Origin of the sequence: Nocardia sp. NPDC005746 (assembly GCF_040630785.1) — a bacterium.
Taxonomy (GTDB): Bacteria; Actinomycetota; Actinomycetes; order Mycobacteriales; family Mycobacteriaceae; genus Nocardia.
This window is the reverse complement of record NZ_JBEXYE010000007.1, coordinates 205,583-228,116: the sequence shown is the minus strand read 5'-3', so window position 1 is coordinate 228,116 and position 22,534 is coordinate 205,583. Positions and strand designations below refer to the sequence as shown.

The 22,534-nt window shown below is 69.4% G+C and carries 19 protein-coding genes; 10 read left to right on the top strand and 9 right to left on the bottom strand.

All coding sequences use genetic code 11. From position 1 onward, the window contains the following. Positions 1–182 precede the first annotated feature (182 nt). Both ABZ412_RS16245 and ABZ412_RS16240 read left to right on the top strand, forming a co-directional pair. On the top strand, positions 183–1,505 hold the full coding sequence (locus tag ABZ412_RS16245) for a DUF222 domain-containing protein (protein ID WP_357281445.1): 1,323 nt from the start codon (positions 183–185) through the stop codon (positions 1,503–1,505). Between the two features lie 372 nt (positions 1,506–1,877). Beyond that, a complete protein-coding gene (locus ABZ412_RS16240; protein WP_357281442.1) occupies positions 1,878–2,246 on the top strand; it encodes a hypothetical protein in 369 nt (122 codons plus the stop codon). A 57-nt stretch (positions 2,247–2,303) separates the two neighbouring features. Here ABZ412_RS16240 and ABZ412_RS16235 read toward each other — a convergent pair whose 3' ends face one another. Both ABZ412_RS16235 and ABZ412_RS16230 read right to left on the bottom strand, forming a co-directional pair. Further along, complete coding sequence (locus tag ABZ412_RS16235) at positions 2,304–3,404, bottom strand: hypothetical protein (protein WP_357281439.1); 1,101 nt, start codon at positions 3,402–3,404, stop codon at positions 2,304–2,306. 11 nt (positions 3,405–3,415) lie between these two features. Beyond that, positions 3,416–4,543, bottom strand: coding sequence for a phosphotransferase family protein (locus ABZ412_RS16230; RefSeq protein ID WP_357281437.1), 1,128 nt, complete (start codon positions 4,541–4,543; stop codon positions 3,416–3,418). A 293-nt stretch (positions 4,544–4,836) separates the two neighbouring features. Between ABZ412_RS16230 and ABZ412_RS16225 the strand changes: the two genes are divergently transcribed. Continuing rightward, positions 4,837–6,195: a DoxX family protein gene (locus tag ABZ412_RS16225; protein ID WP_357281434.1), complete on the top strand. Its 1,359-nt coding sequence runs from the start codon at positions 4,837–4,839 to the stop codon at positions 6,193–6,195. Here ABZ412_RS16225 and ABZ412_RS16220 read toward each other — a convergent pair. Beyond that, the gene (locus tag ABZ412_RS16220) at positions 6,188–7,153 is read right to left on the bottom strand and encodes a hypothetical protein (RefSeq protein WP_357281431.1); all 966 of its coding nucleotides are present in this window, start codon (positions 7,151–7,153) and stop codon (positions 6,188–6,190) included. The genes ABZ412_RS16225 and ABZ412_RS16220 overlap by 8 nt on opposite strands. 228 nt (positions 7,154–7,381) lie before the next feature. Here ABZ412_RS16220 and cobA point away from each other — a divergent pair, with 228 nt between their 5' ends. The 4 genes from cobA to ABZ412_RS16200 all read left to right on the top strand — a co-directional run bounded on the left by cobA (position 7,382) and on the right by ABZ412_RS16200 (position 11,455). Continuing rightward, positions 7,382–8,590 carry a uroporphyrinogen-III C-methyltransferase gene (cobA, locus tag ABZ412_RS16215; protein ID WP_357281644.1) on the top strand — a complete coding sequence of 403 codons (1,209 nt, stop codon included), beginning with the start codon at positions 7,382–7,384 and terminating at the stop codon, positions 8,588–8,590. A gap of 76 nt (positions 8,591–8,666) precedes the next feature. Next, positions 8,667–10,130, top strand: a complete 1,464-nt coding sequence (locus ABZ412_RS16210) for an MFS transporter (RefSeq protein ID WP_357281643.1) — start codon at positions 8,667–8,669, stop codon at positions 10,128–10,130. 55 nt (positions 10,131–10,185) lie between these two features. After that, positions 10,186–10,755 carry a TetR family transcriptional regulator gene (locus ABZ412_RS16205; protein ID WP_357281429.1) on the top strand — a complete coding sequence of 190 codons (570 nt, stop codon included), beginning with the start codon at positions 10,186–10,188 and terminating at the stop codon, positions 10,753–10,755. A gap of 70 nt (positions 10,756–10,825) precedes the next feature. Further along, complete coding sequence (locus ABZ412_RS16200) at positions 10,826–11,455, top strand: metal-dependent phosphohydrolase (RefSeq protein ID WP_357281427.1); 630 nt, start codon at positions 10,826–10,828, stop codon at positions 11,453–11,455. 176 nt (positions 11,456–11,631) lie between these two features. Here the strand turns inward: ABZ412_RS16200 and ABZ412_RS16195 are convergent, their stop codons facing one another. Next, on the bottom strand, positions 11,632–12,108 hold the full coding sequence (locus tag ABZ412_RS16195) for an Lrp/AsnC family transcriptional regulator (RefSeq protein ID WP_357281424.1): 477 nt from the start codon (positions 12,106–12,108) through the stop codon (positions 11,632–11,634). A gap of 84 nt (positions 12,109–12,192) precedes the next feature. Between ABZ412_RS16195 and ABZ412_RS16190 the strand changes: the two genes are divergently transcribed. Continuing rightward, a complete protein-coding gene (locus tag ABZ412_RS16190; protein ID WP_357281421.1) occupies positions 12,193–13,320 on the top strand; it encodes a metallophosphoesterase in 1,128 nt (375 codons plus the stop codon). Between the two features lies 1 nt (position 13,321). Here the strand turns inward: ABZ412_RS16190 and ABZ412_RS16185 are convergent, their stop codons facing one another. Further along, complete coding sequence (locus tag ABZ412_RS16185) at positions 13,322–14,152, bottom strand: alpha/beta hydrolase (protein ID WP_357281418.1); 831 nt, start codon at positions 14,150–14,152, stop codon at positions 13,322–13,324. Between the two features lie 69 nt (positions 14,153–14,221). On the opposite strand from ABZ412_RS16185, the gene ABZ412_RS16180 reads away from it, so the two are divergent. Continuing rightward, on the top strand, positions 14,222–14,662 hold the full coding sequence (locus ABZ412_RS16180; protein ID WP_357281415.1) for a helix-turn-helix domain-containing protein: 441 nt from the start codon (positions 14,222–14,224) through the stop codon (positions 14,660–14,662). Here the strand turns inward: ABZ412_RS16180 and ABZ412_RS16175 are convergent. The 4 genes from ABZ412_RS16175 to ABZ412_RS16160 all read right to left on the bottom strand — a co-directional run bounded on the left by ABZ412_RS16175 (position 14,659) and on the right by ABZ412_RS16160 (position 20,746). Further along, positions 14,659–16,071, bottom strand: a complete 1,413-nt coding sequence (locus ABZ412_RS16175; protein ID WP_357281413.1) for an FAD-dependent oxidoreductase — start codon at positions 16,069–16,071, stop codon at positions 14,659–14,661. The two genes, ABZ412_RS16180 and ABZ412_RS16175, sit on opposite strands and share 4 nt — an antisense overlap. Before the next feature lie 271 nt (positions 16,072–16,342). Continuing rightward, positions 16,343–17,815, bottom strand: coding sequence for a gamma-aminobutyraldehyde dehydrogenase (locus tag ABZ412_RS16170; RefSeq protein ID WP_357281641.1), 1,473 nt, complete (start codon positions 17,813–17,815; stop codon positions 16,343–16,345). A gap of 49 nt (positions 17,816–17,864) precedes the next feature. Next, a complete protein-coding gene (locus tag ABZ412_RS16165; RefSeq protein WP_357281410.1) occupies positions 17,865–19,229 on the bottom strand; it encodes an aspartate aminotransferase family protein in 1,365 nt (454 codons plus the stop codon). A gap of 26 nt (positions 19,230–19,255) precedes the next feature. Further along, positions 19,256–20,746 (bottom strand): CoA-acylating methylmalonate-semialdehyde dehydrogenase, encoded by a 1,491-nt coding sequence (locus tag ABZ412_RS16160; RefSeq protein WP_357281407.1) that lies wholly within the window; start codon positions 20,744–20,746, stop codon positions 19,256–19,258. A gap of 125 nt (positions 20,747–20,871) precedes the next feature. On the opposite strand from ABZ412_RS16160, the gene ABZ412_RS16155 reads away from it, so the two are divergent. Beyond that, the gene (locus tag ABZ412_RS16155) at positions 20,872–22,473 is read left to right on the top strand and encodes a PucR family transcriptional regulator (RefSeq protein WP_357281404.1); all 1,602 of its coding nucleotides are present in this window, start codon (positions 20,872–20,874) and stop codon (positions 22,471–22,473) included. The last annotated feature ends 61 nt before the right edge of the window (positions 22,474–22,534 follow it).

Genomic DNA, 22,534 nt, shown 5'->3' with positions numbered 1-22,534 from the left:
GATACTGGACATTTCGGGTTCTCTGGGTGATCATGCGGGCGTATTATGGAGGCATGGATTCGGATGGGGTGACACTCGACGACTGCGGCATCGCTGAACTGGCGGCCGCGGTCTCGACCCTTTCGGAATCCTCGCAGGGTGGGAAGATGACGGAGTTCTCCGACGAGGATGTCGTGTCGTTGATGCAGCAGCTCGAAACCTGCAAGCGTCAGCTCGCCGCACTCGATACCCGCCTGATCATCGAAGCCGGAGAACGGTCGCTGCATTCACGCAGTGGCGCAGGGAAGATGGTGCCGTTCCTGCGCCACACCCTCGGGCTGTCGCGGTATGACGCGTCGGTGCGGGTGAAGATCACCCACCACTGCGGCGAATTCGTCCAGCAGACCGGACACATCGCCCCGCCGGTGCTCCCGGTAACGGCCGAAGCGTTTGCGGCCGGGGACATTTCCCGCGATCACGTGCGCCACATCATGGACGTGATGAACCACCTGCCCGTCGACGTCCCTGCCGAGGCACGGGCGGAAGCCGAACAGATCCTGGTCGACTACTCGCGTCATGGGTGGCCCGATGATCTGTTGAAGATCGGCCGCGACATCCTCGCCCGCCTGGATCCCGATGGGAAGGTCGTCTCCGATGCTGATCGTCGTCGCCGTCGCGGGATCACCCTGTGCCGCCCCGGCGTGGACGGTATGACGCGCATCGAGGGCTGGATCACCCCCGAACTGCGTGCCTGCCTGGATGCGGTGTTCGCCAAGCTCGCCCGCCCGGGCATGTGCAACGTCGAGGACCCGGAAAGCCCGTCTGCCACGGGTGGGTTCATCGCCGACAGCATCCTCGATGCTGCCGCGCGTTGGGATCGTCGTGATGCCGGGCAGCGGACTCACGACGCGTTGCTGGCGTTGGTGCAGCCGGGTGTGAACATGCGGACCCTGGGCATGCACCGTGGCCTGCCGGTCGAGGTCGTGCTCACCATGAGCCTGACCGACCTCGAGAACGGGACCGGGGTTGCGACCACCGCGTCGGGCACCCAGATCTCGATCAACGAGGCCCTGAAGATGGCCGAGGGAACCCGCCCGGTGATCGCGGTCCTCGACGGCGACGGGATGCCGCTCTACCTGCGACGCTCCTGCCGCACCGCCAACCGGGCCCAACGCCTCGCACTCCTGGCCCGCGATAAGGGTTGTACTCGGCCGGGTTGTGAACAACCCGCCAACATGTGCGCCGCCCACCACATCAACGATTGGACCAAAGGCGGACCCACCGACATCAACAATCTGACCCTGGCGTGCGACCACTGCCACGCGTTGATCAATGATGGGCCCGATGGTTGGAAAACCGTTGTGATGGGTAAAGATTCGCCCCACGCGGGCCGGACGGGGTGGATTGCACCGAAGAGTCTTGATCCCACCGGCACGCCACGCGTGAACGATCGTCATCACGTGGGGCAGGCGATCGCCGCTGCCGTCGATTCCAGTTGCCGAACGTGGCGCTCGCGGGCAGCGTGACTCCCGGCTGCTCGTGCCCTGCTGGCGTGCGCAAAGCGACGGGGAGCGTGGTCGCGTCGCCTGCCCTGCCGGACTGGGGCTGACGCCGGGCTGAGATCCGCTTCCCGCCGATCCCAGCCCACGGACCGCACACATCACCTGCTCGAGCCCGAACCCCAACCCCTCACCCCTTCTTGCTCCGGGATGCTGGACGGTCTTGCTCCGGGATGCTGGACGGTCTTGCTCCGGGATGCTGCACGGCCGAGCCGTGCGGGGGCTGGTAGGCGAGGGGCCTCGCAAGCTCGGCCACCTCTCTTCCTTCTCCAGGCGTCTTTTGATCTTTGCCGCTTTCGGTCTTTGGCCTCAGACCTTTTCTTCTCTATCTTTTGCCATGTGGCCGACCCCACCCTGACCCTCACCCCGGACCACTGGCGCACCTTTCTGACCTGGTGGCGCTTCTGGGGCATCCTGGGTTTCTGCGGCTCGGCCTTCCTGACGTTCCTGATCATCAGCGATCTGGACGGCGTCCCCGCCTACTGCGGCTGGCGGCACCCCTGCCCGCCGTGGATCACCCTGACCATCGGCGCGTTCCCGATGTACGTGTGGGCGGCGGGCGGAGCCGTCACCTGGCAGTTGGGGCGAATGGCCCGCAGACGCGGCTGGCGGCCGTCCCTGAGCATCCCGATCGGAGCGCTGATCTTCTTCCCCGGCCTGCTCCTGAGCCTCTACGTCGTCTACCACTACTGGTGGCCGAACGGCTGACACGCCGCAGCCCCCGCCGACTGGTTGGGTATCGGCGAGGGCTGCGACTTCACGCGATCAGGGCGCGACAGAACCCCAATCGGCGAATCCGGTCGGATCGTGCCGTCCCATGGTGCCGTGCTCGAACAAACCCCAGCCCTCGTCGTCGCCGCAGCGCGCCTTGCCGACGTGGTCGATGACGCCGAACGGAATCCGCCCGGCCACAGCGGGATCGGTCAGGTCGTAGAGCTTGCTCTCGGACCAGTCGCGGCCCTTCCACTGTCCGTGCAGCCAGTCCGGGTCGCCGCCGTAGCCGCAGCCGGCGTTGAGCGCGATGAAGGTTCCGGCCTCGACCTCGACTTCCAGGGGCTTGCCGTCGGGCGTGGAGAGTTCCAGGCGCAGCGCGGTCGGGATGCGGGTGCCGGACTTGTAGGTGAGATGCACACGCGGCCAGCCCAGCTGCTCGACGCGCCCGTCGTGCCAGACGCGGGTGGCGTCGTTGAGCGTGCGGAAGCCGTTGGGCTCCTCCTGCACGATGACGATGATCGAGTAGTCGTCGAACTTCAGCGGCACGTACAGCCACCAGAAGCCCTCGGACGGCTCGTCGGCGACCCGCCCGGCCGGATCGGCGTCACCGACGGGCCGGATGCCCCAGGAGCGGTCGCGGGTGCCGCACCACACGGCGGGATCGATGGCGAAGTCGTCACCGTCGACATTCAGTGTGCCCGACCAGGTTCCGACCTGGGCGAAACGCTGGGCGTCGATGATGGGCCGGTGCAGCTTGGTGATGATGGTGTGCGGCTGCTCGGCGACCGCGGGGTGCGCGCCCTCCCAGGTGAGGTCGAACGACAGGTCGTCGTGCTCGCAGATCACGCGCAGCTTCTGCAGCGGCTCGATCACCTCGATGCGGTAGCCGCCGACCGCGAGGTCCAGGCCGCGCTGTTCGAGCGCGTCGGAGAACCGCACCGCACGCTGGGTGTCGCCGCGGCGCACGGTCGCGAAGGCGTCGGTCACGCCCAGGTTCGGGTAGACGCCGAACCCGGTGATGAGCATGGTGTCGCCGCCGGTCTGGATGGCGTTGTAGTAGCTGCGGTCGTAGAAGTTCCGATCACTGCTCACCACCCGCGCCATCGGCAGCGGGGTCTGGTGGATGGGGTATTCGTCCAGCGGACCGATCATGTCCTCGTCTCTCAATCCCAGTTGTACGTGCCGTCGAGCAGTGTTTCGATCAGATCCGCGTGCATGACGAATTCGTCGCGGTTCTCGGGTTCGGTGGTCTCGCCGAAGTGGATCATCCGCCGCCAGATGCGGGCCATCACGACGCCGTGGCGCAGGGCGGCGTAGGTGAGGTACCAGTCCAGGTCTCGCAGGGTGTGGCCGGTGGCCTCGGTGTAGAGCTTCTCGACGTCGGAGCGCCGCATGTAGTCGGGCACGCCGGGCTGGCCGTACTTGGTGGCCATGTCCTGGAAGAAGCGGTGGATGAGCAGGGTCCAGGCGACGTCGAGTTCGCGCGGGCCGATGGCGGCCATCTCCCAGTCGAGCACGGCGTTGGGGGTGAGGCCCTCGAACATGATGTTGCCGGGGCGGGCATCGCCCCAGCTGAGCACGTCGGCGCTCGGGTGCTCGGGGAAGTTGTCCTCGAGCCACTGGAAGGCGCGGTCCAGGATGGGAATGTTGTAGCCGTCGTCGGTGAGAGCCCAGGCGTACCAGCGCTTCTGGGCGTCGAGGTGGCGGCGCAGCGCGGGGCCGTCGCCGTCGAGGTGCGGGAACCGCTCGGCGGGCTTGTCGATGGCGTGGATGCGCGCGATCACGTCCACGGTGTTGCGGGTGATCTCCATGCGCTGTTCGGGGGTGGCGTCGAAGAGCCAGCCGGTGAACACATAGGGCGGGTTGTCGGCCGGCGCCTGGCCGCCGACGCGGCGCATCACCAGGAACGGCGAGCCGAGGATGCTCTCGTCGGCCTCGTACCAGCACAGCGGCGGGATCGGCAGGTCGGTGGCCTCGGTGACGCCCGCCATGGTGGCGAACTGGCCGCCGAGATCGTATTTCTCGAAGACCGGGAAGGAATCGGCCTCGGGGGCGAGCCGGGCGACGAAGGAGCCGCCCGCGGGCTGACCGTTCTCGGTCCATTCGGCGTCGAACAGCAGTGTGGCGCTGGACATGCCGCCGGCCTGGGGATGGGTCAGCGAGGTGACCCGCGGCGGGGTGTCCGATTCGACCTTGGTGGACAGCCATTGGGTCAATCTGGTCGCGAGCTCGTCGTCATCGCGGTCGGAGACCGTCAATTCCCATTTCTCATTGAGGTCGTCGGCGGACATTGCCGTCCCTTCTAGCGCACCAGCATCGGCGGCGGCCGTGTGGTCTGAGTAACACGTGCCCAAAATGTAACCGGTTCTAGTGGGGGGTGGGAAGCGCTCTCGGCGATTGGTGTAAGCAGTACCGCTGACCGGGATGACGGCTGGTCGGGGGTGTTGACTCGTGCTGTCCCGTAATCCCTTGGGAGGACTTCCGATTAGGCATATTCCGGGTCGGCTCAGGGTCTTCACGGAGGCGCCGGGCGGGGTCCGGAACCTAGCGTCGAAGGTCCGGATCGACGACGAGGGGATGTGGGATGAGCCTGCTGACGGCCGAGGACGGAACCGATCTGGCGGCGCGGCCGCCGGGGGAGCGCGCCGGCTGGAAACCGGCCACCCGGATTCTCTTCCGATTCGGCTTTCTCTATTTCGGACTGTTCTGCGTTTTCTATCCGCAGCCGATCTTCGCTTTTCTCGGCGTCATCGCGGAATGGCTGCCGGAGAATATCCAGATCACGATGGTGAACTGGTATCACGCGCCGATCGAATGGGTCGGGCGGACCGTATTCGGCGCCGAGGTCGCCCTGAATCCGCAATCGGGCAGCGGCGATCAAGGCTATTTGTGGGTGCTGGTCTTCTGTGTGCTGGTGGTCGCCGTCGCCGGCACCCTGGTCTGGACTGTGCTGGACCGCCGCCGCACCGAATACCGCCGCCTCGCGGGCTGGTTCCTGCTGTTCATCCGGCTCTGCCTGGCCGGGCAGATGCTGGGTTACGGCTTCGCCAAACTCGTTCCGACGCAAATGCCGGTGCCGCCGCTGGACGCGTTGGTCCAGCCGCTGGGCAACGTCACCCACTCGTCCATGCTGTGGCTGCAGGTCGGCACCTCGCCGGTCTACGAAATGCTGCTGGGCGGGGCCGAGGTGCTGGGCGGCGTCCTGTTGCTGCTGCCGCGCACCACGCTGGCGGGCGTGCTGCTGAGTCTGGTGAGCATGGCGCAGGTGTGGGTGCTGAACATGACCTTCGACATCCCGGTCAAGCTGCTGTCGTTCCATCTCATGCTGCTGTGCCTGGTGCTGCTGGTCCCGGAGGCGCGGCGCCTGACCGCGGTGCTCACCGGCCGGGCGGCGGGACCCGCGGACACCCCGGAGCCGGTATCGAGCGCCAGGGGCCGCCGGATCCTCGCGATCGGGCAGGTGGCGCTGCTCGCCTGGTTCCTGATCGCGCAGGTGGTGCAGCAGACCCGGGCCTACCACGAGTGGGGTCCGGGGCGGCCGCAGTCCGAGCTGTACGGCATCTGGACGGTCACCGAGTTCACTCGCGACGGCCAGACCGTGCCGCCGCTGGTGACCGACGAAACGCGGTGGCGGCGACTGGTGTTCGACAACCCCGAGGCGGCCTCCTATCAGTCGATGGACGACACGCTGACCACGGTCGGCGCGAAGATCGACGCGTCCGCGCACACGCTGGCGCTGCTCGCGCCCGGCGGCGCGGGCTCGGACGGGCCGCGGCCGCTGGCCACCTTCACTTTCGAGCGCCCGCAATTCGAGCGGCTGGTGCTGACCGGTGATGTGTCCGGGCATCCGGTGACGGTCACCCTGCAACGGGTCGACGAGAGCGATATCCGATTGCGGCAGGGCGGGATTCACCTGGTCCAGGACGTGCCGCGGTTCAGCTGACACCGACGGTGCTGCACTGGTTGTCCCACAGTGGATTCGGCGCGAGGAACTCGCCGCTGCCCCGTACGAAGGCCTGCTTGGCGTCGGTCCGGCCCAGCAGGTGGGCCGCCAGCCAGGCCGTCGGATACCCGAGGTACCCGTGCACCCCGATCGCGCACGGCCAGGCCGCGCGGGCGCAATCCGGTTGGCCTTGCACGTCATTGTGATTCGGGGTGACCAGGGTGCCCCACGCCTTCGGGATGCCGGCGGGCACCGCGTCGTAGTAGGCCCGCACGGACTCCAGCCCGATGGCCTGCGACGGCAGCATCTGGTCCGAGGGCGAGATGACGGTGTCGGCCGCGCCGTTGACGAAGAACACCGAGCCCGCCGTCAGCGCCCGGATATCGGGGCACGACACGCCGAAGACGCACAGCAGTTGGATCGGCAGTTCGATCGGCACCGCGGTCGTGATCCGGCCGCCGGAATGCGCCATGGCATTGAGGACTCCGGTCGCGCCCTGCGAATGTCCCACGGCCCCGACCGCATCCGGGTCGAGGTTGCCGTGGAACACGCTGCCCGGGTCGGCGGCCAGGCTCAGCAGCTTGTCCACCGCGCCCGCGATGTCCACGCCGGAGCCGGTGGCGGCGTTCTCGGTGGCGATCACCACGAACCCCCACGAGGCGAAATGCCGCAGCAGGTAGGCGTATTGGCCCGGGTGCGCGTCGGTGCCGTCGCCCCAGGTGATGATGGGATGCCGGAACCCCCTGGCCCCCAGGTCGGTCGGATACCAGATGTCGTAGGCCGCTCCGGTGGAATCGCAGCAGGTGAAGGCCGTGCGCTCGGTCACCTGCCAGGGGCCCGGTTGCGAATACGCGCTCTCCACAGGCGGATCCGCGTGGCCGGTGCCCGGGGTGAGGCCGAGCGCCAGGAGCGCGGCGAGCAGGAGACTGCGAACGACCACGACGACCCTGCGTGTCATAGCTATTCAGCATAAGAACTGTAGGGCCGGTTCCGTCGCAAGTTACGCGGACCGCCGCGTGCTGTCCGCGCGGATCGTGAACTTCCTATCGATTGCTGCACGGACGCCAGGCGATTGTCGTGCGCGGCCCCGCACGCCGTACCCTGAATCCTTGTGCAGAACCCCGCAGCCACCCCCGATGACCAGCCGGTTCCCGCGTCCCGGGCCGAGACCGGTGACCCGAACTACCTGGTCGGCCTCGATCTGAACGGCCGTCGCGTGGTCGTGGTCGGCGGCGGCACGGTCGCGCAGCGGCGGCTCGGACTGCTCATCGCCTCCGGCGCGGACGTGCACGTGATCAGCCGCGAGGTCACTCCGGCGGTCGAGGGCATGGGCACCATGGGGCAGCTGACCATCGAGCTGCGCGCCTACGCCGACGGCGATCTGGACGGCGCCTGGTACGCCATGGCCTGCACCGACGAACCGGACACCAATGCCGCCGTCGTCGCGGAGGCGACCCGCCGCCGCATCTTCTGCGTGCGCGCCGACACCGCCCGCCTGGGCACCGCGGTCACCCCGGCGACCGCCCGCTACGACGGCATGACCCTGGGCGTGCTGGCGGGCGGGCAGCACCGCCGTTCCGCCGCGGTCCGCAACGCGCTGCTCGAGGCCCTGCAATCCGGTGTGGTGACCGATGATTCGGCCCCCGTCACCCCGGGCGTGGCCCTGGTCGGCGGCGGCCCCGGCGACCCGGATCTGATCACCGTGCGCGGCCGCCGCCTGCTGGCCCGCGCGAATCTCGTTGTCGCCGACCGGCTCGCGCCGCCGGAGCTGCTGGCCGAGCTGGGCCCCGATGTCGAGGTCATCGACGCCGCCAAGATCCCCTACGGCCGGGCCATGGCGCAGGAGCACATCAATGCCGCGCTCATCGAGGGCGCGAAGGCGGGCAAGTTCGTGGTCCGGCTCAAGGGCGGCGACAACTATGTCTTCGGCCGCGGCTACGAGGAACTCGAGGCGTGCGTCGACGCGGGCATCCCGGTGACGGTGGTTCCCGGCGTCACCTCCGCCATCTCGGTTCCGGCGCTGGCCGGTATCCCGGTCACCCACCGCGGCGTCACCCACGAGTTCGTGGTGGTCAGCGGCCACGTCGCCCCCGACCACCCGGACTCCCTGGTCGACTGGCCCGCCCTGGCCCGGCTGCGCGGCACCATCGTGCTGCTCATGGCGGTCGAGCGGATCGAGAAGTTCGCCGACGCCCTGATCTCCGGCGGCCGCGCGACCGACACCCCGGTCACCGTCATCCAGGAGGGCAGCCTGCGCACCCAGCGCATCCTGCGCGCCGACCTGGCCACGGTCGCCGAACGGGTCCGGACCCAGGGCATTCGTCCGCCGGCCATCATCGTGATCGGCCCCACCGCGGGGTTCACCGCCGGAGCTCCGGACCTGGCCGACTGCTGACGCGCGTGATGAGGACGGTTGCCCCGGTCACTGCATCCTCTAGAGTGGGCCCGTGCTCGATAACCCCGCTGCGACGATGCAGTATCCGGTGACCAAGCGGGCGTTCGGGCTCGCGATTCTCGTCCTCAGCGGGCTGCAGCTGATGGTCGTGCTCGACGGCACGGTCATGATCCTGGCGCTGCCCCGACTACAGGAGCAGCTGGGCCTGTCCAACGCGGGCAGCGCGTGGACGGTGACCGCGTACGGTCTGCCCTTCGCCGGGCTCATGCTGCTGGGCGGGCGGCTCGGTGACTCGTTCGGGCGCAAGCGCATGCTCATCACGGGTGTCGCGCTGTTCACGGTGGCCTCGGCGCTGTGCGGCACCGCGCAGAACGAGGCGTGGCTGATCGCGGCCCGCGCGCTGCAGGGCACGGGTGCGGCCATCGCCGCGCCGACGGCGTTCGCGTTGGTGGCGAGCACCTACGCGCCCGGTCCGGCCCGCAACCAGGCGGTGGCCATCTTCGGTTCCATGGTGGGTGTCGGGTCGGTCGGCGGTCTGGTGATCGGTGGCGCGCTGACTCAGGTGGACTGGCGCTGGATCTTCTGGATCAATGTGCCGATCGGTCTGCTCATCGTGTGGGGCGCGGTCACCCAGCTGCGTGACACCGTGCACCAGCGCATGTCCATGGATGTGCGTGGCGCGGTGCTGGGCACGCTGGCGTGTGTGGCGATCGTGTTCGGCGCGACCGAGGGGCCCGAGCTGGGCTGGACGAGTCCGGTGATCCTGGGTTCGGTGATCGGCGGTCTGGTGCTGCTGGTGGTGTTCGTGCTGGCCGAGCGTGATGTCGAGAATCCGCTGCTGCCGTGGTCGCTGTTCGACAGCCGCGACCGCGTGATCACGTTCATCGCTATCTTCCTGACCTCCGGCGTGCTCGGCGCGACCACCTTCTTCGTGGCGCAGTTCCTGCAGAACGTGCTGCGCTACAGCCCGTTGCAGGCCGGTCTGGCCAGCATCCCGTTCACCCTGGGCGCGGGTATCGGCACCGCGGTGGCGTCGAAGGCGTGCATGTACGTGAAGGCGCGCTGGCTGCTGCTGGCGGCGGCCGTGGTGCTCTCGGGCGCGCTGTATTTCGGTTCCACTCTGGACAGTTCGGCCGACTACTTCCCGACACTGCTGGTCATGATGTCGATCGTCGGCTTCTGCATCGGTATCGGCATCGTGATCCTGCCGCTGTGTGTGCTGGTCGGGGTGGACATGGCCCACATCGGGCCGCTGTCGGCGGTGGGGCAGATGTTCATGAACATGGGCACGCCGTTCGCGGTCGGCATCCTGAGCCCGGTCGCCCTGTCCCGCACGCTGTCGCTGGACAAGGGCGCGACCGGCAAGGTGAGCGCGATGACCCACCATCAGATCGATGCGCTGGGCAGCGGCTACACCCTGGTGCTGCTGGTGTGCGCCATCGGCACCGCGGTCATGGGCCTGCTGGCGTTGACGCTGCGGTACACGCCCGCGCAGCTGGCGCAGGCGCAGCACGCGCAGGACGAGGCGCAGAAGAACTGAGCCGGGCGCCCGGGGTCGCTTGGGTGTCAACGCGTGTTGGCCTACACTTGTGGGCATGACTGTGGAGACGGGTCCCCGGCGCTCGGACGCCACCCGCGCGGCGATTCTCGAGGCGGCGCGCAAACGGTTCGCCGAGGACGGCTTCCGCAAGGCGACCATCCGGGCCATCGCCGCCGACGCGGGCATCGATCCGTCGATGGTGATGCGGTACTACGGCAACAAGGACGGATTGTTCGATGCCGCGCTCGATGTCGACCTGGCCCTGCCGGATCTCGGTGCGGCCGAGCCGGATTCGGTGGGCGGCCTGCTGGCGGCGCGTTTCCTGGAACTGTGGGAGCAGCCGCCGACCAGCGAGATCCTGCTGACCCTGCTGCGGTCCGCGCTCACCGATGAGGCGGTGGCCGAACGCACCCGGCGCATCTTCGCCCAGCAGTTGATGCCCGCGGTGCTGGGCTTCGGCGACCCGGCCGACGCGCCGCACCGCGCGGGCCTGATCGCCGCGCAGATGCTGGGACTCGCGTTGTGCCGCTACATCTTGCGGCTGCCGCCGGTGGTGGCGCTCACCCAGGAGCAGATCGTGGCCGAGATCGGCCCCACCATCCAGCGCTACCTGTCCCCGACCTGACCCGCCGAGTGGTGAAAGCCACCGTTCTCGAGGGGTTTTCACCGGCCCGGGTTTTCGGCACACTGCCCGGATGGGGATGAGCCTGGACACGGAACTGCTGGACCGCTGGACGACATTGGCCGGGCCGCAGGCGCGGGCGGTGGGGGAGGACCTGGTCCGCCGCTATCGCGAGCCGCACCGCCGCTATCACACCGTCGAACACCTGGCCGCCATGCTCGCGGTCATCGACGACCTGGCCGTGGACGCCGACGACCTGGACGCTGTCCGCTACGCCGCGTTCTTCCACGACGCGGTCTACGCCATGGACGGCACCGACAACGAGGAGGCCAGCGCCCGTCTGGCCGAAACCACCCTGCCCGCACTGGGAGTCGCGCCCGGCCGGGTCGCCGAGGTCGCCCGCCTGGTCCGCCTCACCGGCGGCCATTACCCGGCCCCGGCGGACCGCAATGGCGCGGTCCTCTGCGACGCCGACCTGGCCATCCTCGCCGCCGACCCGGCCGGATACGCCGCCTACACCGCGGCCGTCCGCGCCGAATACGCCCACGTCCCCGATGATCTGTTCCGCCAGGGCCGCGCCGCGGTCCTGGCCGCTCTGGCGGAAGGCCCCGCCCTGTTCCGCACCCCGACCGCACTGCGGCGCTACGAGGCCGCGGCCCGCGCCAACCTCGCCGCCGAAATGGCCTCGCTCACAGTCGAATAGCGGCGTTCGCGGATCGGCCGCCCGAGCCGATGGGTGGACGGGCCGCGCCCGCGGGTCGCGGCGAGGCCCACGAGTCGGCCGGCCGGGTGCGTCCATCGGCTGTGCCAGGCGCGCAGATTCGGGTCGGCCGGCCATGCTGACGGCCCGGCTTGCCGCGCGGGGCTCGGCAGTCGGGCTCAGCGGGTGCCCCACCTGTAGGTCTGTTTGCGGAGTTTCAGGTAGACCATGATCTCCGCGTGGCGGACGCCTGCCAGCGCGCGGATGCGGTGGGAGACCAGGTCGAGCAGTGCTTCGTCGTCGGAGCAGACGGCCTCGCAGAGGATGTCGTAGCGTCCGGCGCAGATCACCACGTAGTTGATCTCGTCGATCAGGGCGAGCGCGTCGGCGACCGGCTGTACCGACCCGTCGACGGTGATGGCGAGCATGGCCTGCCGGAACAGTCCGACCTGCAGCGGGTCGGTGACGGCCACGATCTGGATGACGCCGGCGTCGGCGAGCTTGGTCACCCGCTGCCGCACCGCCGCCTCGGACAGCCCGACCACCTTGCCGATGGTGGCGTAGGCCCGCCGCCCGTCCTCCTGCAGTTCGGTGATGATGCGTTTGGAGATGTCGTCGAGGTGCGGGGCGCCGCGTCCGGAGGTCTGGTCGGTCACGTGTGATCATCCTTCCCGAGAAACCCGGTACGTTGGAGAGCACGCCTTCTCCGGCGGCATTCGGTCCGACAAGGATGATCTCCCGTGAAGTACGTTCCCCGCGCGGTTCTGTTCCTCTGCGTACCCGCGCTGTTGTTCCTGCTCCCGTGGTGGCTGCTGGTCTACACCACCCTCTCCGGTGCGGCGTTCTGGCTCGGCACCGCGGTCTTCCTGCTCGGATACCTGGCGCTGCCCGCGGGCATGCTGCTCGGGCACGGGCCCCGGCAGTCGGATGCGGCGGCCCTGGTGGGCGACACCCTGCTGGGTGTGATGTGGGTGGTGTTCAGCTGGTCGGCGATCGGCGCGGTGGTGCGCGGCGGCCTGGCGGTGGCCGGGGTGGACGATCCGGCCCGCTCCCGGATCGTGGCCGCGGGCGTGCTCGCGGTCGCGGTGGTGCTGACCGCGTACGCGATCTACAGCGCCCGCAAGGTGCCGACGGTGCGGACCGTGGAGGTCGAGATTCCGCGCCTGGGAGCCGGATTGGACGGCTTCCGGCTGGCCGTGGTCACCGACACCCATTTCGCCGCGACGGACCGGCTGCGCTGGTCGGAGAAGGTGGTGGCCGAGGTCAACGCCCTGCGCCCCGACATCGCCTGCCACGCGGGCGATCTCGCGGACGGTTCGGTGGCCAAGCGTGGCGCGCAAGTGGATCCGCTGGGCAAGGTCGAGGCCGAGTACGGGCGCTTCTACATCACCGGCAATCACGAGTACTTCGGTGACGCTCCCGGCTGGATCGAGCACATGGCGGGCCTGGGCTGGCGGCCCATGCGCAATGAGCACGAGGTCATCACCCGCGATGGCGACAGCCTGGTGATCGCGGGCATCGACGACCCGACCGGCACCAGCCTGAGCGGCCACGGCCCCGATCTGCCCGCCGCCCTCGCCGGCGCGGACCCGAATCTGCCGGTGATCCTGCTGGCGCATCAGCCCCGCCAGGTCGCCGACGCGGTGGCTTCGGATGTGGCCCTCCAGATCTCGGGCCACACCCACGGCGGTCAGATCTGGCCGTTCCACTACCTGGTCCGCTTGGAGCAGCCGGTGGTGGCGGGCCTGAGCCGCCACGGCGAACGCACCCAGCTCTACACCAGCCGCGGCACCGGCTTCTGGGGTCCGCAGCTGCGCCTGTTCGCCCCGAGCGAGATCACCCTGCTGATCCTGCGCGCTCCGCGCTGAGCTACCGATCCGCCAGTCGCCGAACGGTTTCGGCGTAGGCGGCCGGGTGGGTCAGGTTGCCGTTGTGGCCGCCAGGGAATTCGGTGGCCTCGACGCCCATCAGTTCGGCCAGTTCGAACGCGCACAGGCGGTCGAAGACCTGCGCCGGGGTGCGGCGTCCGATGGCGGGCAGGATGCGGGTGCTGGTCCGCGCCAGCCGGTCGACATCGAGGCGGTCCTCGCGGATGGCCGTGAAGTCCTGCTCGATGAAATAGGTGAAGTTCGCGGCCCTTTCGGGCGTGATGGGCGGCAGCCGCACACCCTCCTCGATCTCCTGATCGGCGGGGTTGATGCCGAGTGTGCGGGCCATCGGGGCCAGCGCGGCCCGCCACCCCTCGGCACGGCACACCTGCTGGCATTCCTCGAGTTCGCGCTGGTGGTGTGCGCGCTGGGTGGCCGCGAGCAGCCATGGCGAGACCGGTTCGTGCGCGATGAGGGTGTGCACCTGCTCGGGATGCGTTGCGGCCAGGTGCAATCCGAGGGACGCGCCCATGCTGCACCCGAGCATCAGTACGGGCTGGTCGGTAATGGCGGTCAGCAGCCGGTGCACGTCGTCGGCGTGGGCGGCGACGCTCGGCCGTGGGCTCGGCTCGTGAATCCGGCTGCGCGACAGCCCCCGTCGGTCGTAGGTGACGACGGTGAACTCGTTCTCCAGGTTCCGCACCAGGCCCTCGCTGCGGCGCGCGTCGCCTTCGCCGCTCTGGGAGATGAGCAGCATCGGCCCGGTGCCGCGGATTTCGTAGTACAGCTCGGCGCCGTCGACGGGGAGGGTGGCGGTCTCGATCGTGGTCATGCCATCACCATAATCCATCCTTTCTGATGTATCAAGAGTGATGTATCTGAATTGATGTATCGTCGCCGTATGAATGGAGTCGAGCTGTTCCTGCTGGGTCGCGCCCTGATGAAGATGGGGGAGCAGGCCCTGCCCGGCGCGGGCGAGCGCACGGGAAGCCGGGCGGTCCTGGTCGTCATCGGTGACGTGCTCGAACACCCGGGCACCACCATCAGCGAGGTGACCGCCCGCACCGGGCTCCCGCAGAGCGCGGTCTCGGGTGCGGTGGCCCGGCTGCGGGAGACGGGTTCACTGGTGGCCCGGACCGATCCGCACGACCGCCGCCGCTCACTGCTCGAGCCCGCCCGCGAGTTGTCCGAGCGGGTGTCGCGGGTCCGGGCGACCAGCGTCGACGACACCGTCGCCGCGGCCCTGGGCGACGCCGATCCGGCCGCCCTCGCCGACGTGCTCGCGGCCCTGGAACTGCTGTCGACTCGCCTGGGCATCCGCCCGGGCGCCACCGCCGGCTAACTGTCGAACCCCAGCCCCGTGTAGTCGAGGGTCTTCAGCCACAGATTGCGCCGCCCCTGCCGCGCGTCCGCGCGGGCCAGGGACCAGCGGGTGAGGTGAATTCCCGCGGAGCGCAACGGTTCCGGCGGCAGCGGCAACGGCCGCGAACGCACCATCCGCAGCCGGGTGCGTTCGGTGTCGAGGCCCCACAACTGATCGAGCATGACCTCCGCGCCGAAGCGGGTCGCGCCGACGCCGAGCCCGGTGTACCCGGCCGCGTACACCAACCGGCCCTTGTGGGCCGAGCCGAAGAAGGCGCAGAACCGGCCGCAGGTGTCGATGACCCCGCCCCAGCGATGGGTGAACCGCACCCGCTCGAGCTGCGGAAAGGTCTGGAAGAAGTGCCGGGCCAGCGTCTCGAAGGTGGCCTCGTTGTACTCCAGTCCGGGCGCGATGCGGTTGCCGAAGTGGTAGATCGCGTCGTAGCCGCCGAACAGGATGCGGTTGTCGCTGGTCAGTCGGTAGTAGTGGAAGCGGTAGGAGGCGTCGCCGACGCCGGTGCGGGTGCCCCAGCCGATGCTGTCGAGCTGGTCGGCGGTGAGCGGCTCGGTCATCAGCGCGTAGTCGTAGACCGGCACCACGTGCCGGGTCACCTTGGGCAGCGGTCCCGCGAATGCGCTGGTGCACAGGGCGACCCGTGGGGCGCGCACCTCGCCGTGCGGTGTGTGCAGGGTCAGTCCGCCGCATGATTTCGACAGGCGTTGCACGGGAGTGCCTTCGAAGATTCGCACCCCCGATTCCAGGCAGGCGCGCCGTAATCCCCACGCCAGCCGCGCGGGATCGAGCATGGCGACGCCGTCGCGGTCCCACCATCCGCCGAGATAGGTGGGGGAGTGCACCATGCCCCGGACCTGTCCGGCGTCGAGGAGCTGGGTGCGGTGGCCGAGCGCCTCGGCGGCGTCGTGGCTCTCGCGCAGCCACGCGAGTTCGTGTGGCGCGGTGGCGACTTCGAGTTCCCCGGTGCGTTCGAAGTCGCAGTCGATGCCGTACTGGACGAGGGCTTTCTCGATGTCGTCGAGGTTGGCGCGTCCCAGTCGTTCCAGCTGCCCGATCTCGTCGGGGAAGCGTTCGAGCCCGTTGGCCAGGCCGTGGGTGAGGCTGGCGGAGCAGAAGCCGCCGTTGCGCCCGGAAGCCGCGTGTCCGCACAGCCCCGACTCCACCAGCACCACATCGGTTTCCGGATCGCGTTCCTTGGCCAGCAGTGCCGTCCACAACCCGCTGTAGCCGCCGCCGATGACGGCCAGCCCCCCGTCGACGGCGGTGGTGAGGGGATCGGTGGGGGTCGGCCGTTCGGGCCGGTCGGTCCAGTACGGCGTCGGCGCCGCATCCGCCAGCGCCGACGCCCACGGTTTGCTCTCCTTGGCCGACATGGCCGATCAACTCCTTCTCTCCTACCGCGCGGCACGCATCGGGGTACGTGAAAGGCCACCGATGGTCCCGGACGGGACCAGTCGGCGGCTTGCGGGAGAGTCAGCTGGTGGCGGCGCGATCCTCGGAGCGGCGGGGCATGCGCAGGGTGGACCGCAACACCTGGGTCGGCATCATCGGCAGGTCCATTTCCGCCTCCTCTTGATGCCTCGAGGATAGCTCAGGAATGCGGAGAAAATCCTGATCGAAGCCTTTCCGCGACCTCGTGGAGAGTTATTCGGCCTGGAAAACCACGTCGTGCCAGGGTTTGCGGGCGGCCCCGGTGATATCGGACATGACGTGCTTGATATTCGTGTACTCCTCGAATGCGTAGGCGGACATGTCCTTTCCGAATCCGGAAGATTTGTACCCGCCGTGCGGCATTTCGCTGACGATCGGAATATGGTCGTTGATCCACACGCAGCCGGCCCGGATTTCCCGGCTCGCCCGCTGGGTGCGGAACACGTCGCGCGACCAGGCCGAGGCCGCCAGGCCGTAGTCGGTGTCATTGGCCAGCGCGATGGCCTCGTCATCGGTGTCGAACGGCAATACCACCAGGACCGGGCCGAAGATCTCCCGTTGCACGATCTCGGAATCCTGGGCCGCGCCGGTGATCAGGGTCGGCTCGTAATACGCGCCCCCGGCGGGCGTCCGCGCTGGGATTCGGCCGCCCCGAACGACTTTCGCGCCGGATTCGCGGGCCCGCTCGACCATGCCGTGCACCTTCTCGCGGTGTGCGCGGGAAATGAGCGGTCCCATATCGGTGCCGGGGTCCTCGACGGGACCGAGGGTGACCCGGTCCATGAGCTCGGCGACCCGGCCCACGAATTCCTCGAACAAGGGCCGCTGCACGTAGGCGCGGGTGGCCGCGGTGCAGTCCTGTCCGGCATTGATGAGCGCGCCCGCCACCGCGCCGCGCGCGGCGGCCTCGGGGTCGGCGTCGTCGAACACGACGAAGGGCGCCTTGCCGCCGAGTTCGAGATGCACCCGTTTGACCGCGCCCGCGGCGGCGGCCGCCACCCGCCGGCCGACGGCGGTGGAGCCGGTGAACGACACCATCGCCACCGCGGGATGCTCCACCAGCGGCTGCCCGGCCGCGCCGCCGGTGCCGGTGAGGACATTGATCACCCCGGGCGGCAGGCCCGCCGCCGTGCCCGCCTCCGCGAACAGCAGAGTCGACAACGGGGTCAGCTCGGACGGCTTGAGCACCACCGTGTTCCCGGCGGCGACGGCGGGCAGGATCTTCCAGGCCGCCATCTGCAGCGGATAGTTCCACGGCGCGATGGACCCGATGACACCCAGCGGTTCGCGCCGGATCGAGGAGGTGTGATCGCCGGAGTACTCCGCGGCCGCCTTGCCCTCCAGCTGCCGGGCGGCCCCGGCGAAGAACGCGGTGTTGTCGATGGTGCCGGGCACGTCGAACTCGCTCGCCAGGCGAATCGGCTTGCCCGCGTTGACGCTTTCGACGGCGGCGAGTTCCCCGGCGCGTTCCCGCAGCACCCGCGCCCACTCGTGCATGAGATCCGATCGCGCGCCGGGCGTGCGAGCGGCCCAGTCCCCGAAGGCGTCCCGGGCCGCCGCCACCGCCGCCGCGGCGTCCGCGACGTTCGCGCCCGCACCCGTCGCGATCACCGCGCCGGTGGCCGGCGCGGTGATCGACAGCGGCGCTCCGGACCCGGATCGCCGTGCGCCGCCGATGAATTGCAGGTCCTGCTGATTCACTGCGCTCCTGAAGAATCGAATCCGCGGATGGGGGTCACACAGTATGGCCGTCGGCGACGGTCAGTGCCTGGTCGAGAATCGCGAGTCCCTCCTTGGCCTCGGGCTCGCCGATGATGCAGGGCGGGACCACGTGCAGCCGGTTGAAGTTCACGAACAGCAGCAGTCCGGCGGCCCGGGCGGCGGCGACGGCCTCGGTCATGGCCGGGCTGGTGCCGCCGTAGGGTGCGAGGGGCTCGCGGGTGGCGCGATCGCGGACGAGTTCGATGGCCCAGAACACGCCCAGGCCGCGGACCTCGCCGACGCTCGGGTGCCGTTCGGCCAGTTCGCGCAGTCCCGGTCCGAGGACTCGCTCACCCATGTCGGCGGCGTTCTCCACGATGCGCTCCTCGGTCATCGCGGTGATGGTCGCGACGGCCGCGGCCGTGGCCAGCGGATGCCCGGAGTAGGTGAGCCCGCCCGGATACGGCCGGTCGTCGAAGGTGGCGGCGATGTGCGGCGCGATGGCGACTCCGCCCAGCGGCACGTACCCGGAGTTGACGCCCTTGGCGAAGGTGATCAGGTCGGGCACCACGTCGAAATGGTCGATGGCGAACCAGCGTCCGGTGCGGCCGAAGCCCGCCATCACCTCGTCGGCGATGAACACGATGCCGTAGCGGTCGCACAGTTCCCGCACGCCCGCCAGGTAACCCGGCGGCGGAACCATGATTCCGGCGGTGCCGGGCACCGATTCGAGAATGACGGCCGCGATGGTGCCCGGCCCCTCGAGTTCGATGGTCTGCTCGAGATGCCGCAGCGCGCGTTCGCACTCCTCGGCCTCGGTGCCGGCGTGGAACTGTGAGCGGTACAGGAACGGCCCGAAGAAGTGCACGACGCCGGCGTTGCCGTGATCGTTGGGCCAGCGGCGCGGGTCCCCGGTGAGGTTGATCGCGGTCTCGGTGCCGCCGTGATAGGAGCGGTAGCGCGCGAGCACCTTGTACCGCCCGGTGTGCAGGCGCGCCATGCGCACCGCGTGTTCGACGGCGTCCGCGCCGCCGTTGGTGAAGAAGATCCGGTTCAGCTCCCCGGGGGTGCGTTCGGCGATGAGCCGCGCCGCCTCCGAGCGCGCGTCGTTGACGTAGGCCGGGCCGATGGTGCACAGCGTGGCCGCCTGTTCCTGGATGGCGGCCACCACCTTCGGATGCTGGTGTCCGATATTGGTGTTCACCATCTGCGAGGAGAAGTCGAGCAGCCGGTTGCCCTCGCCGTCCCACACGTAGCAGCCCTGGGCGGCGGTGATCACCATGGGGTTCAACGACTTCTGCGCGGACCAGGAATGGAAGACGTGCTTGCGATCCAGTTCGTAGGCGCGGGCGGCCCGTTCGCGCGCCGCCTCGGGGGTCAGGCCATGGGGCAGGGTCATCGCAGGTCCTTCGATCGTGTCAGCCGTCAGTGGTTCTGGGGGAAGCCGAGATTCAGGCCGCCGTGGCTGGGGTCGAGCCAGCGGGTGGTGACGGCCTTGGTGCGGGTGAAGAAGTGCACGCCGTCGGCGCCGTGCGCGTGCGAATCGCCGAACAGGGAGTTCTTCCAGCCTCCGAAACTGTAGTAGGCCATGGGGACCGGGATGGGGACATTGATGCCGACCATGCCGACCTCGACCTCGTTGTGGAACCGGCGCGCCGCGCCGCCGTCATTGGTGAACAGGGCGGTGCCGTTGCCGTAGGGGTTGGCGTTGATCAGGGCCAGCGCCTCGTCGTAGCTGTCCACCCGGACCACCGACAGCACCGGTCCGAAGATCTCGTCGGTGTAGACGCTCATCTCGGGGGTGACGTGGTCGAGAATGGTGGGGCCCAGCCAGAATCCGTCGGCGCCGCCCTGCGGGGACACCGTGCGTCCGTCGAGAACCACTGTCGCGCCGGAGGATTCGCCCGCTGCGACGTAGGCCGCCACCTTGTCGCGGTGCGCGGCGGTGACCAGCGGGCCCATGTCGGTGCCGCGGGTGCCGTCGCCGGTGCGAATGGTCTCGGCGCGCTTGGTGATTCGTGCCACCAGGTCGTCGGCGATATCGCCGACCGCGACCAGCGCGCTGATGGCCATGCATCGTTCCCCGGCCGACCCGAAGCCCGCGTTGACCGCCGCGTCGGCCGCCAGGTCCAGGTCGGCGTCGGGCAGCACCACCATGTGGTTCTTGGCGCCGCCGAGCGCCTGCACCCGTTTGCCCGCGGCGGTGCCGTGCTCGTAGACATAGCGGGCGATGGGGGTGGAGCCGACGAACGACACCGCCTTGATCGCGGGGTTGGCCAGCAGTTCGTCGACGGCGACCTTGTCGCCCTGGACCACGTTGAACACCCCGCCGGGCAGCCCGGCCTCCTGCCAGAGTTCGGCCATCCACAACGAGGCCGAGGGATCCTTCTCGCTCGGCTTGAGCACCACGGTGTTCCCGGCCCCGATGGCGACCGGGAAGAACCACATGGGCACCATGGCCGGGAAATTGAACGGCGAGATGATCGCCACCGGGCCCAGCGGCTGGCGCACCGAGAAGATGTCGACCTTGGTGGAGGCGTTCTCGGTGTAGCCGCCCTTGAGCAGATGCGGTATGCCGCAGGCGAATTCGACGATCTCCAGACCACGCGACACCTCGCCGAGGGCGTCGGCGAGCACCTTGCCGTGTTCGGCGGTGATGATCGCGGCCAGCTCCTCCTTGCGCTCGTTGAGCAGTTCGCGGAACCGGAACAGCACCTGGGTGCGTTTGGCCAGGGAGGCGTCGCGCCAGGCGGGGAAGGCGGCGACGGCGGCGTCGATCACCGTGCGTACGTCGGCCGCGGACGCCAGGGCGACCCGTGCGGTCACCGCGCCGGTGGCGGGATTGGTGACGGGCGCGGTCGTCTCGGCGGAACCGGTGAAGGGCTTGCCGTCGAGCCAGTGTGCGATGGTCTGCATATCTCCTCGATTCCGTGATTCCACCGGTCGGGCCGGGGTTCGTCCGTCCCTACTCTGCGTCATTACCGGCTGATTGATTCCCGACATTGTGTATCCATTTTCCGTCTTCGTATTACGATTCGTCGGTGCTCCTCTCTGTTGCTGACGTGCTGGCCATGCCGGTCGTGCGCGCCGGGCTGCCGGAGGTCGCGGGCGGCGGCCCGCTGGATCGGCCGGTGCGGTGGGTGCACGTCAGCGAGCTGGCCGATGTCGCGAAGCTGCTGGTCGGCCGGGAACTCATTCTCACCACCGGGCAGGCGCTGACCGGTAGCGACGCCGAGACCGTGGCCTATCTGGAATCCCTGGCCGCGGCGGGGGTGTCGGGGCTGGTGGTGGAATTGGGCACCTCGGTGCGGGAGTTCACGCCCGTGGTGGCGCGGACCGCGAACCGGCTGGGTCTGCCGGTGGTGGCGCTGCGCCGGGTGGTGCGGTTCGTGGAGATCACCGAGGCGGTGCACCGGGTGATCGTGGCCGACCAGTACGAGGAGCTGGAGTTCGCGCGCACCGTGCACGAGACCTTCACCGCGCTCAGCGTGCGGCGGGCGTCGCTGGCCGAGATCGTGAAGACCGCCGCCGGGATGCTGGACGCCTCGGTCGTGCTCGAGGATCTGGCGCACCGGGTGCTGGCGCTGACCGCGCGCCACACCGGCACCTCGGCGCTGCTCGACCGCTGGGAGGCCACCTCCCGGCTGCTGTCGGACATCGATCCGAATGTGGTTCCGGTGGGCCCGCATACGCAGCGCTGGGGCCGGCTCATCCTGCGTTCGAACCGCGTGACCAGCGCCCGTGCCCGCATGGTGCTCGAACGCGCGGCCCAGACCCTCACCCTGCACCGCATGATCGAGCGCGATCGTTTCGGTCTGCACCGGCAGGCGCAGACCGGGCTCATCGACGACATGGTCAACGGCCGCCTCACCGACGAACGCGACGCGGTCGCGCTGGCCGCCGCGCTGGGGCTGGCCCGCCGGGTCCGCTACGTGCCCCTGGCGTTGGAGGTCGCCGCCGCCGCCGAGTCGGATCCGGTCGCGCAGCAACGGCGTACGGCCGCCTTGCTGGACGCGGCGCTGCACGGGGTGGCGCTGGCCAAGGCGACCGCGCTGGCCGCGCCCGATCACGGCAACCGGGTCACCTTCGTGCTGGGCGTGCCGCGCGGCGGTGACGTCGATTCCGCGCTCACCGCGATCTGCGTGGCCATGCTCGCCGAGGTTCGCCGGGTGCCCGGCGTGGGACGCGCGGTGATCGGCGTCGGCGGTGAATCGGATTCGCTGCTCGACACCGCGCGCGAACTGGCCCAGGCCGCGCATGTCGCGGAAGTGGCGCTCTCCCTGGACGCTTCGACTCCGCGCCCGTTCTATCGCAGCGGCGACGTCCGGCTGCGCGGCCTGCTCTCGCTCATCCGGGACGAGCCCGGGGTCCAGCGGTTCGCCGAGACCGAACTGAGCGCCCTGCTGCGCCACGACATCCGCAATGCCACCGACCTGACCCGCACCCTGCGCCAGTTCCTGGACCTGGCGGGCAACAAGACCGAACTCGCGAAGCGGCTCAATATCAGCCGGCCCACCCTCTATGACCGGCTGTCGCGGATCGAGCGCATCCTCGACGTCGATCTGGACAATGGCGAGACCCGGACCTCCCTGCACGCCGCGCTGCTGATCCGCGACCTGGCCACCGCGGGCGATGCCCGGTGAGCCCGGCTCGGGCCGGGTCGGCGCCCATCGGATTCGGGTAGGGGATCTCGCCGCCGCGGGC

Excerpts from the sequence above, each read along its gene's own strand:
- ABZ412_RS16175 (WP_357281413.1), bottom strand. The coding sequence starts at position 16,071 with ATGTCGGCCAAGGAGAGCAAACCGTGGGCGTCGGCGCTGGCGGATGCG.
- ABZ412_RS16245 (WP_357281445.1), top strand. The coding sequence starts at position 183 with ATGCAGCAGCTCGAAACCTGCAAGCGTCAGCTCGCCGCACTCGATACC.
- ABZ412_RS16235 (WP_357281439.1), bottom strand. The coding sequence starts at position 3,404 with ATGATCGGTCCGCTGGACGAATACCCCATCCACCAGACCCCGCTGCCG.
- ABZ412_RS16160 (WP_357281407.1), bottom strand. The coding sequence starts at position 20,746 with ATGCAGACCATCGCACACTGGCTCGACGGCAAGCCCTTCACCGGTTCC.
- ABZ412_RS16200 (WP_357281427.1), top strand. The coding sequence starts at position 10,826 with ATGGGGATGAGCCTGGACACGGAACTGCTGGACCGCTGGACGACATTG.
- ABZ412_RS16180 (WP_357281415.1), top strand. The coding sequence starts at position 14,222 with ATGAATGGAGTCGAGCTGTTCCTGCTGGGTCGCGCCCTGATGAAGATG.
- ABZ412_RS16230 (WP_357281437.1), bottom strand. The coding sequence starts at position 4,543 with ATGTCCGCCGACGACCTCAATGAGAAATGGGAATTGACGGTCTCCGAC.
- ABZ412_RS16185 (WP_357281418.1), bottom strand. The coding sequence starts at position 14,152 with ATGACCACGATCGAGACCGCCACCCTCCCCGTCGACGGCGCCGAGCTG.
- ABZ412_RS16210 (WP_357281643.1), top strand. The coding sequence starts at position 8,667 with ATGCAGTATCCGGTGACCAAGCGGGCGTTCGGGCTCGCGATTCTCGTC.
- ABZ412_RS16220 (WP_357281431.1), bottom strand. The coding sequence starts at position 7,153 with ATGACACGCAGGGTCGTCGTGGTCGTTCGCAGTCTCCTGCTCGCCGCG.
- ABZ412_RS16225 (WP_357281434.1), top strand. The coding sequence starts at position 4,837 with ATGAGCCTGCTGACGGCCGAGGACGGAACCGATCTGGCGGCGCGGCCG.
- ABZ412_RS16205 (WP_357281429.1), top strand. The coding sequence starts at position 10,186 with ATGACTGTGGAGACGGGTCCCCGGCGCTCGGACGCCACCCGCGCGGCG.
- ABZ412_RS16165 (WP_357281410.1), bottom strand. The coding sequence starts at position 19,229 with ATGACCCTGCCCCATGGCCTGACCCCCGAGGCGGCGCGCGAACGGGCC.